General features: G+C 64.9%; 15 protein-coding genes. 9 read left to right on the top strand and 6 right to left on the bottom strand.

Going from position 1 to position 16,180, the window contains the following annotated elements; genetic code table 11:
- Positions 1-23 precede the first annotated feature (23 nt).
- Genes AC1DSF_RS01685 through AC1DSF_RS01715 form a run of 7 tightly spaced genes read left to right on the top strand, consistent with a single transcriptional unit; the run spans position 24 to position 7,230 of the window.
- The gene (locus AC1DSF_RS01685; protein ID WP_478182230.1) at positions 24-1,757 is read left to right on the top strand and encodes a glycosyltransferase family 39 protein; all 1,734 of its coding nucleotides are present in this window, start codon (positions 24-26) and stop codon (positions 1,755-1,757) included.
- Positions 1,758-2,147: an SMR family transporter gene (locus AC1DSF_RS01690; RefSeq protein ID WP_478124981.1), complete on the top strand. Its 390-nt coding sequence runs from the start codon at positions 1,758-1,760 to the stop codon at positions 2,145-2,147.
- Positions 2,144-3,274: a DegT/DnrJ/EryC1/StrS family aminotransferase gene (locus tag AC1DSF_RS01695; protein ID WP_478124982.1), complete on the top strand. Its 1,131-nt coding sequence runs from the start codon at positions 2,144-2,146 to the stop codon at positions 3,272-3,274. The genes AC1DSF_RS01690 and AC1DSF_RS01695 overlap by 4 nt, the downstream gene beginning before the upstream one ends.
- Before the next feature lie 16 nt (positions 3,275-3,290).
- A complete protein-coding gene (locus AC1DSF_RS01700; RefSeq protein WP_478125281.1) occupies positions 3,291-4,274 on the top strand; it encodes a glycosyltransferase in 984 nt (327 codons plus the stop codon).
- On the top strand, positions 4,271-5,233 hold the full coding sequence (locus AC1DSF_RS01705; RefSeq protein ID WP_478124983.1) for a formyltransferase: 963 nt from the start codon (positions 4,271-4,273) through the stop codon (positions 5,231-5,233). The genes AC1DSF_RS01700 and AC1DSF_RS01705 overlap by 4 nt, the downstream gene beginning before the upstream one ends.
- Positions 5,234-5,266: 33 nt before the next feature.
- Positions 5,267-6,313 (top strand): bifunctional UDP-4-keto-pentose/UDP-xylose synthase, encoded by a 1,047-nt coding sequence (locus AC1DSF_RS01710; RefSeq protein WP_478124984.1) that lies wholly within the window; start codon positions 5,267-5,269, stop codon positions 6,311-6,313.
- Between the two features lie 5 nt (positions 6,314-6,318).
- Positions 6,319-7,230: a polysaccharide deacetylase family protein gene (locus AC1DSF_RS01715; protein ID WP_478124985.1), complete on the top strand. Its 912-nt coding sequence runs from the start codon at positions 6,319-6,321 to the stop codon at positions 7,228-7,230.
- Between the two features lie 4 nt (positions 7,231-7,234).
- On the opposite strand, the gene AC1DSF_RS01720 is transcribed toward AC1DSF_RS01715, so the two are convergent.
- Complete coding sequence (locus AC1DSF_RS01720; protein ID WP_478124986.1) at positions 7,235-8,530, bottom strand: O-antigen ligase family protein; 1,296 nt, start codon at positions 8,528-8,530, stop codon at positions 7,235-7,237.
- A 72-nt stretch (positions 8,531-8,602) separates the two neighbouring features.
- On the opposite strand from AC1DSF_RS01720, the gene AC1DSF_RS01725 reads away from it, so the two are divergent.
- Positions 8,603-8,857, top strand: coding sequence for an acyl-CoA-binding protein (locus AC1DSF_RS01725; RefSeq protein ID WP_478144128.1), 255 nt, complete (start codon positions 8,603-8,605; stop codon positions 8,855-8,857).
- Positions 8,858-8,867: 10 nt separating this feature from the next.
- Here the strand turns inward: AC1DSF_RS01725 and AC1DSF_RS01730 are convergent, their stop codons facing one another.
- Genes AC1DSF_RS01730 through AC1DSF_RS01740 form a run of 3 tightly spaced genes read right to left on the bottom strand, consistent with a single transcriptional unit; the run spans position 8,868 to position 12,416 of the window.
- On the bottom strand, positions 8,868-9,200 hold the full coding sequence (locus AC1DSF_RS01730; protein ID WP_478124988.1) for a polyhydroxyalkanoic acid system family protein: 333 nt from the start codon (positions 9,198-9,200) through the stop codon (positions 8,868-8,870).
- Entirely contained in the window at positions 9,193-10,347 is a 1,155-nt protein-coding gene (locus AC1DSF_RS01735) for an aminopeptidase (RefSeq protein WP_478124989.1), read from the bottom strand. Before AC1DSF_RS01735 ends, AC1DSF_RS01730 begins: the two co-directional genes overlap by 8 nt.
- On the bottom strand, positions 10,344-12,416 hold the full coding sequence (locus AC1DSF_RS01740; protein ID WP_478124990.1) for a molybdopterin-containing oxidoreductase family protein: 2,073 nt from the start codon (positions 12,414-12,416) through the stop codon (positions 10,344-10,346). Before AC1DSF_RS01740 ends, AC1DSF_RS01735 begins: the two co-directional genes overlap by 4 nt.
- A 71-nt stretch (positions 12,417-12,487) precedes the next feature.
- Here AC1DSF_RS01740 and AC1DSF_RS01745 point away from each other — a divergent pair, with 71 nt between their 5' ends.
- A complete protein-coding gene (locus tag AC1DSF_RS01745; protein ID WP_478124991.1) occupies positions 12,488-13,609 on the top strand; it encodes an ABC transporter substrate-binding protein in 1,122 nt (373 codons plus the stop codon).
- A 22-nt stretch (positions 13,610-13,631) separates the two neighbouring features.
- Here AC1DSF_RS01745 and AC1DSF_RS01750 read toward each other — a convergent pair whose 3' ends face one another.
- Both AC1DSF_RS01750 and argE read right to left on the bottom strand, forming a co-directional pair.
- Positions 13,632-14,855 (bottom strand): DUF445 domain-containing protein, encoded by a 1,224-nt coding sequence (locus AC1DSF_RS01750; RefSeq protein WP_478124992.1) that lies wholly within the window; start codon positions 14,853-14,855, stop codon positions 13,632-13,634.
- 79 nt (positions 14,856-14,934) lie between these two features.
- Positions 14,935-16,143, bottom strand: coding sequence for an acetylornithine deacetylase (argE, locus tag AC1DSF_RS01755; RefSeq protein ID WP_478125282.1), 1,209 nt, complete (start codon positions 16,141-16,143; stop codon positions 14,935-14,937).
- Positions 16,144-16,180 lie beyond the last annotated feature (37 nt).

Raw genomic sequence — 16,180 nt, forward strand, 5'->3', positions numbered from 1 at the left:
GACTTTTCCGCCCGCCAAGTTTGATGAAGATGACTGCCAATCAGCGTTACGGCGCGCCCGACGCCGACGCTGACGCCCGGCTCACCCCTTCCGCCAGCACGCCTTCCCGCAGCGCCACGTCATGGACCGTCATGAGCGTGATGTTGTTGCTTGCGGCGCTGTTTCTCATCTGGTTCATCAGCCTCGGAACACGTTCCCTCATCACCCCCGACGAAGGCCGCTACGCCACGCTGGCGCTCGAGATGGCGCGCACCGGCGACTGGGTGACGCCACGGCTGAACGGCCTTCTGTATTTCGAGAAGCCGGTATTTCAATACTGGGTGGGCGCGCTGGCGTTCCTGGCTTTGGGTGTCTCCGATTTCACAGCGCGCCTGTGGCCGGGGGTCGCCGGCTTCCTCACGGTGTCGGCCGTCGGCTTCACGGCCGGCCGGCTGTGGGGCCGCGAAACCGGCATCCGCACGCTCGCCATTGCCGCATCGATGACCTGGATCGCGGGTAACAGCCACTTCCTCACGCTGGACGCCGGACTGACGCTGTTTCTCACGCTGGCGCTCTGCGGCGTGCTGCTGGCCAACGACAGCGCCACTACGGATGCACGCGCACGCCGCGGCTGGATCTGGCTCGCATGGGCGGCGATGGCCGGGGCGGTGTTGAGCAAGGGCCTCGTGGGCATTGCCATCCCTGGGGCCGTGCTGGTCTTCGTCAGCATCTGGCGACGCACCACCCGCTTGTGGCGCGGCATGCATTGGGTGTCAGGGCTGTTGATCCTCTTCGCGCTTGCGGCGCCGTGGTTCGTGCTGGTGTCGGCGCGCAATCCTGTCTTCGCGCAGTTCTTCTTCATCCACGAACACTTGCAGCGCTATCTGTCCAACGTGCACCAACGGGAGGGTGCATGGTGGTATTACGTTCCGATCCTCCTGGGGGGAATGCTTCCCTGGACCGGGGCACTGCCGTGGCTGTTCCGCAAGGGCACTGCGGACGGCGGTCGGCCGCCGATTGCCGCCCGCGACATCCTGCTGGTCTGGTGCGTCTTCATCTTCCTGTTCTTCTCGGCTTCGGGCTCCAAGCTTCCGTCGTACATCCTTCCGATGTTCCCGGCGCTGGCGATGCTGGTCGCTTTGCAACTGCGCAATGCCTCGGCTTCCGTCCTGCGCTGGCATCTGCTCCTGCCGGTTCTTGCCTGGGTGCTGGTGTTCGTCCTTTCGACCCAGGTGGACCGCTTCGCCTCGCTCACCACGCCGGCCGAGATGCTCGCGCCGATCGCCGTGGCCATCCGGGTCGGCGGCGCCGTTTTCCTGGTGGGCGCCGCCTTCGCATGGTGGTTGCTGGGCCGGCGCAAGGTCACGGCGGCCGTGCTGAGCCTCGCGTTCTGCCATCTGATCGGGACCCTGGTGGTCCTGCAATCGCACAACACCTATGGGCAGCTCAAGAGCGCCGCGACATTCGCGCCCATCCTGCAGCGCGAGATCACGGCCGATACGCCGGTCTTCTCCGTTCGCACCTATGACCAGACGCTGCCCTTCTATCTCGGCCGCCCGGTAACCCTGGTCGAATACATTGACGAATTCGCGCTCGGCGAAATCGAAGAACCGAATCGCTGGATCAAGACCCTGGATGAATTCGTGACGCGCTGGCAATCGCTGCCCCAGGCGGCGGCCTACATGGGCCGCGATACGTGGATGGAACTCCAGCAGCGGGGGCTGCCAATGCGCATCGTGTATGAAGACCAGCGACGCGTGGTCGTTACCAGGAAGTAAATGAAAGCACTCGATTTCCTGTGGGTCCTGTCGGGCGTGCTGCTCAACGCTGTCGCGCAGCTTCTGCTCAAGGCCGGCGCCAACAGTGCAGGCGAGATATCGATGTCGGCCGGCGCACCCGCGCTTTTCCGCACGGCGCTCGGCCTGGCCCATCATCCCGGCATCCTCGGCGGTCTGGCCTGCTATGCCGTCAGCGTGGTCGTCTGGATCATCGCGCTGTCGCGCGTCGAGGTGAGCATCGCGTACCCTATGCTTTCCATCGGCTATGTCGTGAATGCCATGCTTGCCTGGTGGCTTTTCGGCGAAGACGTCAATCTGCAGCGCTGGCTGGGCATCGGTGTGATCATCGTTGGCGTGATCCTGGTGGCCCGCAGCGGGAGTACCGCATGAGTTCCCTACCGTTTCTCCCTTTCACGCGTCCGTCGATCGACGAACGCACTATCGCCGAAGTCGGCGACGTGCTGCGCTCGGGCTGGATCACGACCGGCCCCAAGTGCCAGGCGCTCGAAGCAGCGCTGTCGCAGCGCATGGGCGGCCGCCCCGTCCGGCTGGTCAGTTCGGCCACGGCCTCTCTGGAGCTCGGCCTGCGGCTGTGCGACATCGGCCCTGGCGACGAGGTCATCACCACACCGATGAGCTGGGTCGCGACGGCCAACGTGATCCTGGCCGTCGGTGCCACGCCGGTCTTCGTGGATGCCGATGCGAACACCCGCAACATCGATCTCGACCTGATGGAGCGCGCCATCACGCCGCGCACCCGGGCACTGATGCCGGTCGACCTCGCCGGCTTGCCGGTCGACCGCGACCGGCTCAACGCGATCGCGCAAAAGCACAAGCTGCGCGTGGTCGAAGACGCGGCGCAATCCTTCGGCTCGCACTGGGGCGACCGCGAAATCGGCAGCTTCGGCGATCTGGTGTCGTTCAGCTTTCACGCCAACAAGAACCTGACGACCACCGAAGGCGGCTGCCTGGTCGTCAACAACGAAGACGAGGCACGTCGCTTCGAAAAACTCCGCCTTCAGGGCGTGACGCGTCTCCCGGACGGCGGTATGGACGTCGAGGCCTGGGGCAGCAAGGCCAATCTCACTGACGTGGCCGCCGCCATCGGGCTCGGGCAGCTTCGACAGGTGGACGAATTCAACGTCCGCCGGCGGCAACTGGCCGAGCGCTATCTCGCGCGCTGGGACACCACGCTCGGCTTCGAACTGCCCCCCGCCGACCTGACGCGGCAAGGCAACTGGCACATGTTCCAGCCGCTGCTTCCGCGGGAGCTCGCGCCGCGCCGGGGCGATTTCATCGCCGCGATGCGGGAGCAAGGCATTGGTGTCGGCGTGCACTACCCTGCCATGCACCTCTTCACCATGTTCCGCAAGCGCGGCCATGCGCCGGGCGACTTCCCCGTGTCCGAGGACATCGGCGCGCGCACGATCACGCTCCCGTTGTTCCCGGCCATGGCCGACGCCGACGTGGACCGCGTCTGTGATGCCGTCGCCAGGGTGATGGCCAAGTTGCGCTGACATGGACGCCACGCAAATGAACGACGCCGCCACGTCCACCATCACGCAACCGCCGTTTCTGGCTGAGCGGCCGACGGTGAGCGTCGTGATCCCGGTCTACAACGAAGAGGCCGGCCTTGCCGCGCTGTTCGAGCGGCTCTATCCCGCGCTCGACGCACTGGCGATCGCCTATGAGATCGTTTTCATCGACGACGGCAGCCGCGATCGCTCGGCCTCCTTGCTTGCGGCGCAGTTCGAGTTGCGGCCGGACGTCACGCGTGTGATCCTGCTGAACGGCAACTTCGGGCAGCACCGCGCGATCCTCGCGGGCTTCGAGCATTGCCGCGGCGAGCGCATCGTCACGCTCGATGCCGACCTGCAGAACCCGCCCGAGGACATCCGGCTTCTGCTCGATGCGATGGATGAGGGCTCCGACTACGTTGGCTCGATCCGGCAAGACCGTCAGGACGTCGCATGGCGCCGCTGGGCCTCGCGCGCAATGAACCGGCTGCGCCACCGTCTCACCGGCATCGCGATGACCGACCACGGGTCGATGATGCGGTCGTACAGCCGCGACGTCGTCCAACTCATCAACCAGTGCAACGAGATGAACACCTTCATCCCGGCGCTGGCCTACCAGTTCGCCAAGAATCCAACCGAAGTAGTGGTCGGCCACGAAGCGCGGCATGCGGGCGAATCCAAGTATTCGCTGTACAGCCTCATCCGGTTGAACTTCGATCTGGTCACCGGCTTCTCGCTGGTGCCGCTGCAGGCCTTCTCGTTGCTGGGCCTTGCGGTCTCGCTGCTTTCGGGATTGCTGTTCGTGATCCTGGCGGCGCGGCGTCTCATCCTCGGCCCTGAAGTGGGCGGCGTGTTCACGCTGTTTGCGCTGGTGTTCCTCTTGATCGGGCTCGCGCTCTTCGGTATCGGGCTGCTTGGCGAATACATCGGGCGCATCTACCAGGAAGTCCGCGCACGGCCGCGCTACCTGGTCAGCGCAATCCTGGAGCGCAAGGAATGACGGCCGCCCTGCGCGCGCCGCGCGCGATCGTGTTCGCCTATCACGACGTCGGCGTGCGCTGCCTGCAGGTGCTGCTCGATGCAGGGGTCGACGTGGGGCTGGTCGTGACGCACACCGACTCGCCCAGCGAGACGATCTGGTTCGGCAGCGTGGCCTCTGTCGCCGCCGAACACGGCCTGCGAGTCGTCACACCCACCGATCCACACGATCCGGCGCTGCTTGAAAGCGCACGCGCGCTTGAACCCGATTTCCTGTTCTCGTTCTATTACCGGCAGATGCTCAAGCGCGAGTGGCTCGATATGCCGCGCCGCGGCGCCTTCAACATGCATGGTTCGCTGCTGCCGCAATACCGCGGACGCGCGCCTGTGAACTGGGCGGTGCTCCACGGCGCGCGCGAAACAGGCGCGACCTTGCATCGCATGAACGAAAAGCCGGACAACGGCGCCATCGTCGATCAGTTCGCGGTGCCCATCCTTTCAAACGACACGGCCCGCGACGTGTTCGGCAAAGTGACGCTCGCGGCGGAGATCGTGCTGGCGCGAAGCCTGCCGGCACTGCTCGATGGCACGGCAATCGAGCGTCCGCAGGATCTCTCGCAAGGCGGCTATTTCGGAGGGCGCCGTCCCGAAGACGGGCGCATTCCGAACGATGCGAATGCGCGCCAAGCCCATGATCTCGTACGCGCACTCGCCCCGCCTTATCCATGCGCATTCCTGACGGTCAACGGCCAGCGCATCCTCATCGAACGCACCTTGCATGCTGCGCCTGTTGAAACGCCTGTCGAAGCACGCGGCCAAGGCTTGCGTTTGGGCACCGATGGGCAGACGCTTTGGCTGGTCGCCGCCGACGGCAGTGCGCTGCGTGTGCTGTCCGCGCGCCGCGAAGGCGACGCCAAACCGTTCGGCGCGCAAGATTTCGAAACCCTCTTCTCCACCCGCTGGCTCGAAGCCGACGCCTGAGAAGCCCCCTTTCCTCCAGAAAAGCAGAACCACATGCTCAAAGTCCTGATCCTCGGCGTCAACGGTTTCATCGGTCACCACCTGACCCGCCACATCATGGAAACCACCGACTGGGAAGTCCACGGCATGGACATGATGTCCGACCGCGTCGCTCCCTGGCTCGACAACCCGCGCTTCCACTTCTTCGAAGGTGACATCACCATCAACAAGGAGTGGATCGAATACCACGTGAAGAAGTGCGACGTGGTGCTGCCGCTGGTGGCAATCGCCACGCCGGCGACCTACGTGCGCGAGCCGCTGCGCGTGTTCGAGCTCGACTTCGAGGCCAATCTGCCCATCATCCGGCAATGCGTGCGCTACGGAAAACGCGTGGTCTTCCCCTCGACCAGCGAGGTCTACGGCATGTCCACCGACGCAGCCTTCGATCCCGAAGCATCGAACCTCGTGTACGGCCCAATCAACAAGCCGCGCTGGATCTACGCCTGCGCCAAGCAGTTGATGGACCGGGTGATTCATGCCTACGGCCAGGAACAGGGCCTGCGCTACACCCTCTTCCGTCCGTTCAACTGGATCGGCCCCGGGCTCGACAGCCTGCATGCGCCGAAGGAAGGTTCGAGCCGCGTCATCACCCAGTTCCTTGGTCACATCGTGCGCGGCGAACCGATCCGCCTGGTCGATGGGGGCAGCCAGCAACGCGCGTTCACCTATGTGGACGACGGCATTTCAGCGCTCGTGAAGATCATCGCCAATGAAGGCGGCGTGGCCGACAGCAAGATCTACAACATCGGCAACCCGAACAACAACCACTCGATCCGCGCACTTGCCAACATGATGTTGAGCCTGGCGGCCACCTTGCCCGAGTACCGCGACGCCGCGGCGAAGGTCAAGCTGATCGACGTTGCCGCCGAAGACTATTACGGCAGCGGCTATCAGGACGTGCTGCAGCGCGTGCCCGACATCCGCCGGACCATTTCGGACCTCGACTGGAAGCCCACCGTCGGCATGGAAGACGCGCTGCGCGCCCTTTTCGCGTATTACAGCGACCACGCCGCTGCTGCCGCCGCCGATCTGGAAGCCTGAGCGCGATGGCGCGCATCGCACTCAAGATCGACGTCGATACCCTGCGAGGCACGCGCGAAGGGGTTCCGCCCCTGGTCAAGGTCCTGACGGATGCGGGCGCGGGCGCGAGCTTTCTTTTCAGTCTCGGCCCCGATCACACGGGCCGCGCGATTCTTCGAGTGTTTCGGCCCGGGTTTCTCAGCAAGGTATCTCGCACGTCGGTGGTCGAGCACTACGGTGTGAAGACCTTGCTCTACGGCGTCTTGCTGCCGGGCCCTGACATTGGCCGGAAAGAGGCGGCCACCTTGCGTGCCGTTCGCGATGCCGGATTCGAGGTCGGCGTGCATTGCTGGGACCACGTGCGCTGGCAGGACGGGCTCATGACGCACGACGCGGCCTGGGCAGAGCACCAGATGCGCCTCGCGACCGATCGCCACACTGAAGTGTTCGGCTCGCCGCCGGTGCTGCACGGCGCAGCGGGTTGGCAATTCAACCCGGCTGCGGCCAAGGCCGAGACCATGCTCGGCATCACCTTTGCCTCCGATTCGCGTGGCACCCATCCTTTTGTGCCCGTTGGCCAGGACGGCGCGGTGCTTGGGCCGCCGCAGTACCCGACCACGCTGCCGACGCTCGATGAACTCATCGGCGTGGGCGACATCACCGTCGACAACGTGCATGAGCAACTGCTCGCACTGACCGAGGGCACCACGCAAGACCAGGTCTACACGCTGCACGCCGAACTCGAAGGCATGAAGCTGCGGCCCGTGTTCGAGCGGCTGCTCGCCGGGTGGCGTGCGCAAGGTCACTCGCTGGTCGCGATGCGGGATCTGCACGACGAATCCGCCAGCGCCGCACTGCCCCGGCATCTGCTGGAACAGGGCACCGTGCAGGGCCGATCCGGCCTGCTTGCCGTGCAGGGCGCGGCCTGGGCGAATTGAAGATCTAGCCGCGCAGCACCGCGCCCCAGCGCCCCGGCACCACGCCGACCCATGGGTTGCCGGGCGCGCGAACGAGGTGCAGGTACAAGAAGGCGATCCACGGCAGGCTCAGTCCGATCGCGGCGTCGCGCATGGCCGAGTTGACGCAGGTCGCCACCAACAGGATCAGCATCGCCACAAAGGCCAGCCTTCCGGTGATGTCGCGGCGACGCCATGCGACGACGAGCCCCGTCACGAATATCGCGGCGAGCGCGAGCAGGCCCGGCACACCTGTTTCGGCACCCATCCAAAGAAAGTCGTTGTGCGGCATGCTGTAGTCGTACAGCAGCTTGGGGCCGCGCCGATGCCATTCCGGCGTCCAGCTGCCGAGCCCCAGGCCGGCCAGCGGGGCGTCGAGCATCATGCGCGTGGTCTCGCGGTACATGTGATAGCGCACGACCCAGCTTCCCTCCGAAACCGCACCGGCCTTGGCGGCTTCGAGTTCCTGGATGCCCAACGTGAACTTCTCCTGCACCGACGGCGCCTGCGAGACGAGACAGCCCGCCACCACGACRCCCACGGCCAACGACACGGCCAGCACGCGCAACCGGCCGCGCCATTGATGTACGCACGCGGCGAAGACGCCCAGGAGAAGTCCTAGCAGTGAGGTGCGCGAGGGCAGCGTCACAGTCACGATCACGGCCATCCCGATGGTCACTGCAAAGGCCGGACCGGCCCAATGCCAACGGTCGCGCGTGTCGTTGAGATGCGCCAGCCCCCACACCGCAGCCGACGCGCCAATCACCGTGAACAGCAGCGCATCGTTGATGGACTTGTTGCCCTTCATCACGACGACGTTGTGCCAGATCGGCAGCAAGGGCACGCCGACCGTGTGCGCGAGGATGATCACGATCAACGCGAATGCGGCCGCGGCGAGGAAGCCACGCAATGCCCACACCGTTTCCTCGACCGACAAGACGAGGGTGATTGCCAGCGTGGCCGCAATGCGCCCGTCGTGCCACAGGCTCAAGCCTGTCTCGGGATGATGCGGCCGGAACGCCAGCACGACCAGCGTCCAGACGACGAACGCCAGGATGGGCCAGCGCAGCGGGTCGCTGCGCAGTCGCGCAGCGCGCTCGCGCAGTCCGCCCGAAACCAGAACGGCGAGGATCAGCAGACCCGCACCAACGTAGTTGAGCCCGACCGGCATGAAAACCACGAAACCCCAAAGTAGCGCGGCCGCGCATACCAGTCGCGGGCTTCGGGCGACAGGAGCGAAAGTTGCGGCGATGTCGGGCGAGTCGGTGCTCAGCTTCGTCATGTCTTGGCGTTTGAAGTTATTGATGCGAAACCGTCACTTAAGATCGCGGGTCATTATTTGCCGAGTGCCGCAATGTCTGATCTCAACGCCCTGTTCGAAGCCGCCCAGGCCAACTCCAAACTGCTCGCCGAGCGCCCGGACAATCCGACGCTGCTCAAGATCTACGGCCTCTTCAAGCAGGCGACGGGGGGCGACAACACGGAGAAAAAGCCGAGCTTCAGCGACATCGTCGCGCGCGCCAAATGGGACGCCTGGACGTCGCGCAAGGGTTTGAGCGCAGACGAGGCCAAGCAGCAATACATCGACCTGATCGAATCATTGCGCTGAGCCGTTCGGCTCACAGCCAATCCTTTTCGTTGCGGGCACTGTCCCCCGCCGAAGGGGCGCCGAGCAACTCGTCGAGGTTCTCCCGCAGGCGCTGTTCGATCTGTTCGCTCAAGCTGTTGAACGGAAAAGCCAGCGTCGCGCGCAACTTGATGTTGTCGGCGCTGACCTCGACATTGCCATCGACGCCCGCGCGCCCGAACTGGGCCACGTCGCACGCTTCGCCTTCGGCATAGCTGCACTCCATGCCGTAGTCCTGTTCGGCGCGCTGCATCCACTGGCGGGCGACGGCGCGGGCGGCCGGCAGGCCCAGCGTGTGATTGCGTTCGATGTCGATGTCAGGCACCGTGGCCTCCGTTGTGTTCGGGCTTGCAGCAAGGGGAACGAGTCTGCATGAGCTGGTCGGGTGAAGCGGGGGCGGTTTTCAGGGCCAGGTCGCGTGCTGCCTTGGGCATCGCGGCGAGTTGCTTGACGGCTGCGTAGAAGCGCGGCCAATCTTCTCCCTCGCGCTCGAACAACGCCTCGAAGCCGGGCACGAGTTCGTCGTAGGCAGCCTGCGCGCCGAAAGCCGCATTGTTCGCGCGGGCCACCCAGGCGTCATAGGCGCCCTGCCGAGGGCCGGTCCATGTGGCCCGAAGTGCTGCGTAGCGCCTGCGGAAATCTTCCATGGCCGCCTGCTTTTTGGCGTCGACCGCGGCCCAGTCGTGGGCCTCGGCTTCTTTGGACGAATAGATGCCCTGCAGCACAAGGCGGGTTTCGGCGGTGAGCGCGCGAAACTCCTGGCGGCGTGCATCGAACTCGGCATATTCGATCCGAGCCGCTTCGCTCGCCTGTGTCTTGAGCCAGCGCGTGCTGCCGATGCGCTCCACCGCGGTCGCGAAGGATTCATTGAAGGTGGTGTCGCCCGACACGTACAGCACCTGGTGCGCCAGTTCGTGAAACACGATCCGGGCCAGTTCGCCTTCGGGATAGCCGATGAAAGTCGAGAGCAGTGGGTCACCGCCCGCCCAGTTCATCCAGCCGAGCGTCGAGTAGGCAGGCACGGGGTAGACCGCCGTCTCGAGGCCCTGCGAACGCAGCACTGCGGCCTCGGCGTTGGCTGCGGCTTCGTCGTAATAGCCGCGATACCCGACGCAACCGGCGACCGGGAAGCACCAGGTCTTCAGTTGAAGCGAATGTGCCGGCGCCGCGACGACGTTCCAGAGCGCAGCGGTGCGATGAAGGTCGGCGTAGGCCTTGTAGCTCGCGTTGTCGGGCAAATCGAGCTCGGTCACCGCATAGCGGCGAATGCGCTGCGCGAGTTCGAGCTTCGACTTGAGGGCTTTGGATGCGGACGGGTCCTCGATCCATTCGGGCACTGGGCGCGCTGCGCGCATCAGATCGATATGGCCGCTGGCCGATTGCCAGTAGTAGCCGACGTCGGCACATCCCGCCAGCGCTGCCGCGCCGATGATCGCGGCACCTCCAAGCAGTGCCCACCGAGTCCGCTTCATGGCGCGACCGCGGGTTCCGCAACCGACTCCACCTCGACGAGGCAGTCGTAGAAAGTCGGGCCGCGGCCGATGTCCGTGAGGCGCTGGCTGGTGAGCTGGTTGACGTTGGTGCCGTCCATGCCGAGCTTGCGCCACCAGATGCCCAGGCCGTGCACCACCCCCGGACGAGCCCTGCGCGAAACCTCGGCTTTGCAGCGGTACTCGCCCCGTTGGTTGAAGACACGCACGATGGCGCCATCGCTGATACCGCGCGGGCGGGCATCGGCCTCGTTGATTTCGAGCACAGGCTCGACTTCGATCGCACGCAGGCTGCGGACGTTGACGAAGCTTGAATTGAGGAAGTTGCGCGCCGGCGGCGAGATCATCGCGAGCGGGAATTCCTTGGAGCTTCCGGCTGGCTCGTAATTGGGAATGTGATCGGGCAAGCCGTCCTGCCCCATCGCGGCCAGCCGTTGGCTGAAGAATTCGCAGCGGCCCGATGGCGTTGGGAAGTTGCCTTCGGCGTAGGGCGCATCGGGCAGCTTCAGCGTTGCGAATCCGCGCGCCTGCAATTCGTCGAAATCCACCGCGTCAGCTGCGAATGCCGCACGGCAAAGCGTCTCGTCTTCATCGGAGAAACAGGGCTCGTCGAAGCCCATTCGCCGGGCGAGTTCACGAAACACCCAAGTGTTGCTACGCGCCAGTCCCCGTGGCGCAACAGCGGGGCGATTCAGCATCACGTCCGTGTGGCCATAGCTGTAATGGATGTCCCAGTGCTCGAGCTGCGTCGTGGCCGGCAGCACATAGTCGGCATAGTCGGCCGTGTCGGTCTGGAATTGTTCGAGCACGACGGTGAAGAGGTCTTCGCGCGCAAAACCCGCAACCACCTTGCCGGAGTCGGGGGCGACTGCGACCGGGTTGCTGTTGTAGACGATCAACGCCTCGATCGGATGCGCATCGTCCCGCAACGCGTCGCCGATGGCGGTCATGTTGATGGTGCGCGGCTGCCGTCCGGCGAGCAGGTCCGGTCGCTGCAGCGCTGCGCGGTCTACGGGAAAGAGCCCCGAACTGCTGAGCAGAAGACCTCCTGCGCGTTCGCGCCATGCGCCCACCAATGCGGGCAGGCAAGCCACGGCACGCGCCGCATTGCCACCGCCACGTACGCGCTGCATGCCGTAGTTCAAGCGGATGGCCGCCGGGCGGGTGGTTCCATAGGCGCGAGCCAATTCGACGATCTGCGCTTCGGGCACGCCGCACACTTCGGCTGCCCGGGCCGGAGGCCACTGCAATGCCCTCTCGCGAAGCTGCGACCAACCCACGGTGTAGCGTTCGATGTAGTCGTGATCGATCCAGTCGTTCACGATCAGCTCGTGCATCAGCGCAAATGCCAGGGCGGCATCGGTGCCCGGCAGCAGGGCCACGTGCTCGTCGCACTTGTCCGCGGTCTCTGTCTTGCGGGGATCGATGCACACCAGTCGCGCCCCTGCCCGCTTGGCAGCTTGCGCATGGCGCCAGAAATGCAGGTTGCTGGCGATCGAGTTGCTGCCCCAGATAAGGATCAGCTTCGCTTCGGCGAAAAATTCGACCCGCATGCCGACCTTGCCCCCCAAAGTAAAACCTAAGGCTTCACCACCGGCGGTGGAGCAGATCGTGCGGTCCAGAAGCGATGCGCCCAGCTTGTTAAAAAAACGACGATCCATCGATTCGCCCTGCACCAGACCCATGGTTCCGGCGTAACTGTAGGGCACAATCTTTTCCGGATTGTTACTTCTAATTGCATTCAGACGCAGGGCAATGTCGTCCAGCGCAGCGTCCCAGCTCACGGGCTCGAAGCGGCCGCTGCCCTTGGGCCCCGATCGCTTCAGCGGCTGGACCAGCCGTTCCGGGTGGTCATTGCGTTCGATGTAGCGCGAGACCTTGGTGCAAAGGACGCCTGCCGTGTGCCGGTGTTCAGGATTGCCCTGCAGCTTGACGGCGACACCGTCCTGCACGGTGGTGACGAGCGCGCAAGTGTCCGGGCAGTCATGTGGGCATGCGCCGAGCACTTGATGCACCGGGTGCGCCTCGCGCACTGGAGAGTGGGAAGTCATGAATCAGTGGGGGAAAGCAACCGGCCGAGTCTAAGTTGTGCGCCTGACAAAGCGGGCGTGGGGGTTATCAGATGTTGAATCGCAGACAGTTTTCCGTGGCCACTGGCGCAGCAGCGCTCGCCGGCTTCCAGTTCGCCAGGGCTCAGGGCGATGTTCCGATCGTTCTCGGCCAGTCCGCGCCCTTCACCGGGCCGGCTGCGCAGCTCGGCATTCAGTTCTATGAAGGCGCGAAGCTCTTCCTTGACCAGTACAACGCGCAGTCGAGCCGCAGCGTGCAGATCAAGTTCCTGGACGACGGCTATGAGCCGGACCGTTGCGCGGAAAACACCAAGAAGCTGATCGACGACGATGTCTTCGCGCTGTTCGGCTACATCGGGACCCCCACCAGCCTCGCCGCCCTGCCGCTGGCGGTGGACGCCAAGGTGCCTTTCATCGCGCCCTTCACGGGCGCCATGGCGCTGCGGGAGCCGTTCCGCAAGAACGTCTTTCACCTGCGCGCTTCCTACAACGACGAGACCGCGCTGATCGTCAAGCAGCTGACCAACCTGGGCCTGAAGAAGATCGCGGTCTTCTATCAGAACGACGCCTATGGCAAGGCAGGTCTCGACGGCGTCACCCTGGCGCTGTCGCAACTCGACCTCAAGCCGGCCGCGCTCGCGACGGTCGAGCGCAACTCGGTCAATGTCTCCGCGGCGGTCAAGACGATCATCGCGGCCCGGCCAGACGCCGTGGTCCAGGTCAGCGCCTACAAATCTTGCGCGGCCTTCATTCGGGAGGCGCGCAAATCGGGTTACGGCGGCACCTTCTTCAACGTCTCTTTCGTGGGCACGCAGGCGCTGGCGGACGAACTCGGCAAGGAAGGCGCAGGCGTCGTGGTCACACAGGTCGTGCCCTCGCCTTACAACGCAGCCAATGGCATCACGCGGGAATTCAGCGAAGCGGTGCGCAAGAGCAATTCGAAGGCGCAGGCGAACTTCTCGAGCCAGGAGGGCTTCCTGGCCGCCAAGGTGCTGGTCGAAGGGCTGCGTCGTGCGCCGGGCAAGCCCAGCCGAGAAGGACTGATCGCGGGTCTGGAAGGCATCGATCGCCAGCAGTTCGGCGGGTTCGAGGTGTCGTTCTCGCCGCGCAATCATGTGGCGTCGAAGTTCGTCGAGCTATCGATGATCACTGCCGACGGAAAAATACGGACTTAATACGGGCTAACCTGTTTCACCATCAACTCTTCCAGACTTGGGTAGCGGTGTGGATAGCCAGGCCTACCAGGCCGCCGACGAGGGTTCCGTTGACGCGGATGAACTGCAGGTCGCGGCCGATGTGGCGCTCGAGTTCATTGGTCATCTCGTCGACGTTCCAGTCGGCGACACGTTCGACGATGTAGCGGCGGATGTCCTCCCGATAGCGCTCGATGGCACGTGGGGCGGCATCCACAATCTGCTCGTTGATCCATACGCGCATTGCCTCGTCCGCCTTCAGGCGCGCGCCGAGCGTTCCGGCCATGGCGACGATGCGCAGGCGAATGCTTGAGTCGCTCTTGCCGAGATCCTCGTGCAGCCATGCGAGCAGTTCGCTCCACAGGCCGTGCAGGTAGTCGCCCAGCGCGGGGTGTGCCAGCAAGTCGGCACGCATGACTTCGCCGCGGCGCCGGAATTCAGGGTCTGATTTGAGCCGCTCGACGAAGCCGGCCATGAACTCATCGAAACGCACGCGCAGCGGATGCGCAGGGTCCGCCGCCATTTCGCCGATGGTGCGGGCGACGGCATTCACGATCTTGCGGGTGGCGAGCTTGGCGGCGACCTGGTCCAGGCCCACATAACGCAGCGCCTTGATTTCGCGAGCGATGGCTTCGGTGATGTGCTCCTGGACTTCATCGCCTTCGACCATGCCGGCAACTTGCACCAGCACATCGTCGAGCAGCGTCTGGTGCCGGCCGTCCGCAGTGAGTGCGTCGAGCGCCTGCCCGGCAAGGCGCGACAAATCTACCTGGGCGAGCCCCGCCGAAGCCATGCGCCCGAGGAAGTCGCGCACACGCGCATCATCGAAGGCGCTCAATCCATACCTGACGGCAGCGATCAGATGCTCCGCCAGCTTCTCCGCGCGGTCCGTGCGCGAAAGCCAATCGGCCAGCCGTGAGGCCGGATCGAACTGCGCCAGCTTGGTCAGCACCTGCTGCGTGCTCAGGAAGTTGTTGCAGATGAAGCCGGCCAGTTTGGCGCCGATGCGGTCCTTGTTGGCCGGGATGATCGCGGTGTGCGGAATGAGCAGGCCCATCGGGTGCCTGAACAGTGCAACCACGGCAAACCAGTCGGCAATGGCGCCGACCATCGCGGCTTCAGCGAAAGCGGCGACGTAGCTCCAGGCCACATGTCGCGATTCGAGCGCCGTCGCCGCCACGTACAGCAGCGCGGCCGCGCAGAGCAAGCCCAGCGCGATTCTTTTCATGACCCCCACGCTCCGCACTGCGTGTCATCGCTGCCCCGCCGCGGGGTGCAGTCCGCCTTGGGGCGGCCCGGCGGCGGACTCAGCGGATCTCCTTCGTCGCGGCGAGTCCCCGCAGGAAGTCTTCGCAGCGCGCGAGCTGCTCGAGCGTGACGTATTCGTCGGGCTGGTGCGCCTGGGTGATGCTCCCGGGGCCGCACACCACGGTGGGAATACCGGCATTCCTGAAGATGCCGGCCTCGGTGCCGAATGCGACCAGCGTCGTGCGCTGCTCCTTGGCAAGCCGTTGCGCGAGCCGTGTCACGGGCTCGCTCGCCGAGCTCAGGAAGCTCGGGATTTCGCAGATGGTCTCGAAGCTGAAGCCGGCTTCGGGCGCAACCTTCTTCATCGCCGTTTCGGTGCGGCTCGCGAAGGCGGTGATTTCCTTCTGCATCTGCACCACGTCGCTCGTGGGCAGGTTGCGGAATTCATAGCGAAACTCCGCATCGCGCGGCACCACGTTGTCGGCGATGCCGCCATGAAACTGCCCCACGCTGGCGGTGCTGAAGGGCACATCGAAGCCCTCGTAGCGCCGCTCTTCGCGCTCGAATCCCTCGGCCATGTCGCGCAACTTGCCGACCACGCGCGCGGCCATCTCGATCGCATTGACCGAGTGCGGCGTGAGGGACGAATGCGCCTCCTTGCCGCGCACGCAGCACTTGTAGCGGTAGACGCCCTTGTGCGCGATGGCCGGCACCATCAACGTCGGCTCTCCGATGATGCAGGCCAGCGGCTTGATCCCCTGGTCCTTCATGTCGGCGATCAGTTCCTTCACGCCGAAACAGCCGACTTCTTCGTCATAGCTGAAAGCAAAGTGGACCGCAAAGGGCGACTCGCTTTCGATGAAGCGCTCGGCGTTGGCAAGCGCCACCGCGATGAAGCTCTTCATGTCGGCCGAACCGCGTCCGTACAAACGCGGCTCGACCATGGCTGTCTCGGAATGCGCGTCGACACGGGGCCAGTCCTGTACGGTCCCCGAAAGCGGATCGACGGTCCATTCCTGGCCGTCCCAAGGCACGGTGTCGGTGTGGCCGGAGAGGATCACGCCGGCCTGCTTGCCGGCGCCCAACGTGGCGAACAGGTTTGCCTTGGTCTTGTCGGCGTTGTAGGTGAGGCGGCTGCGCACGCCCAGGCCGGCAAGATGGTCGCGCACGAAGTCGATCAACTCGAGGTTGCTGTTGGCGCTCACGGTGTTCATGCGCACGAGCGTCTGCGCGAGTTCGAGGCTGCGGGTGGAAAGCACATGGGGCATGCCGGCCATTGTCCCGGAAGTCCGGCCCGGCGCGCTG

Source organism: Variovorax sp. 01N429, from assembly GCF_056399425.1.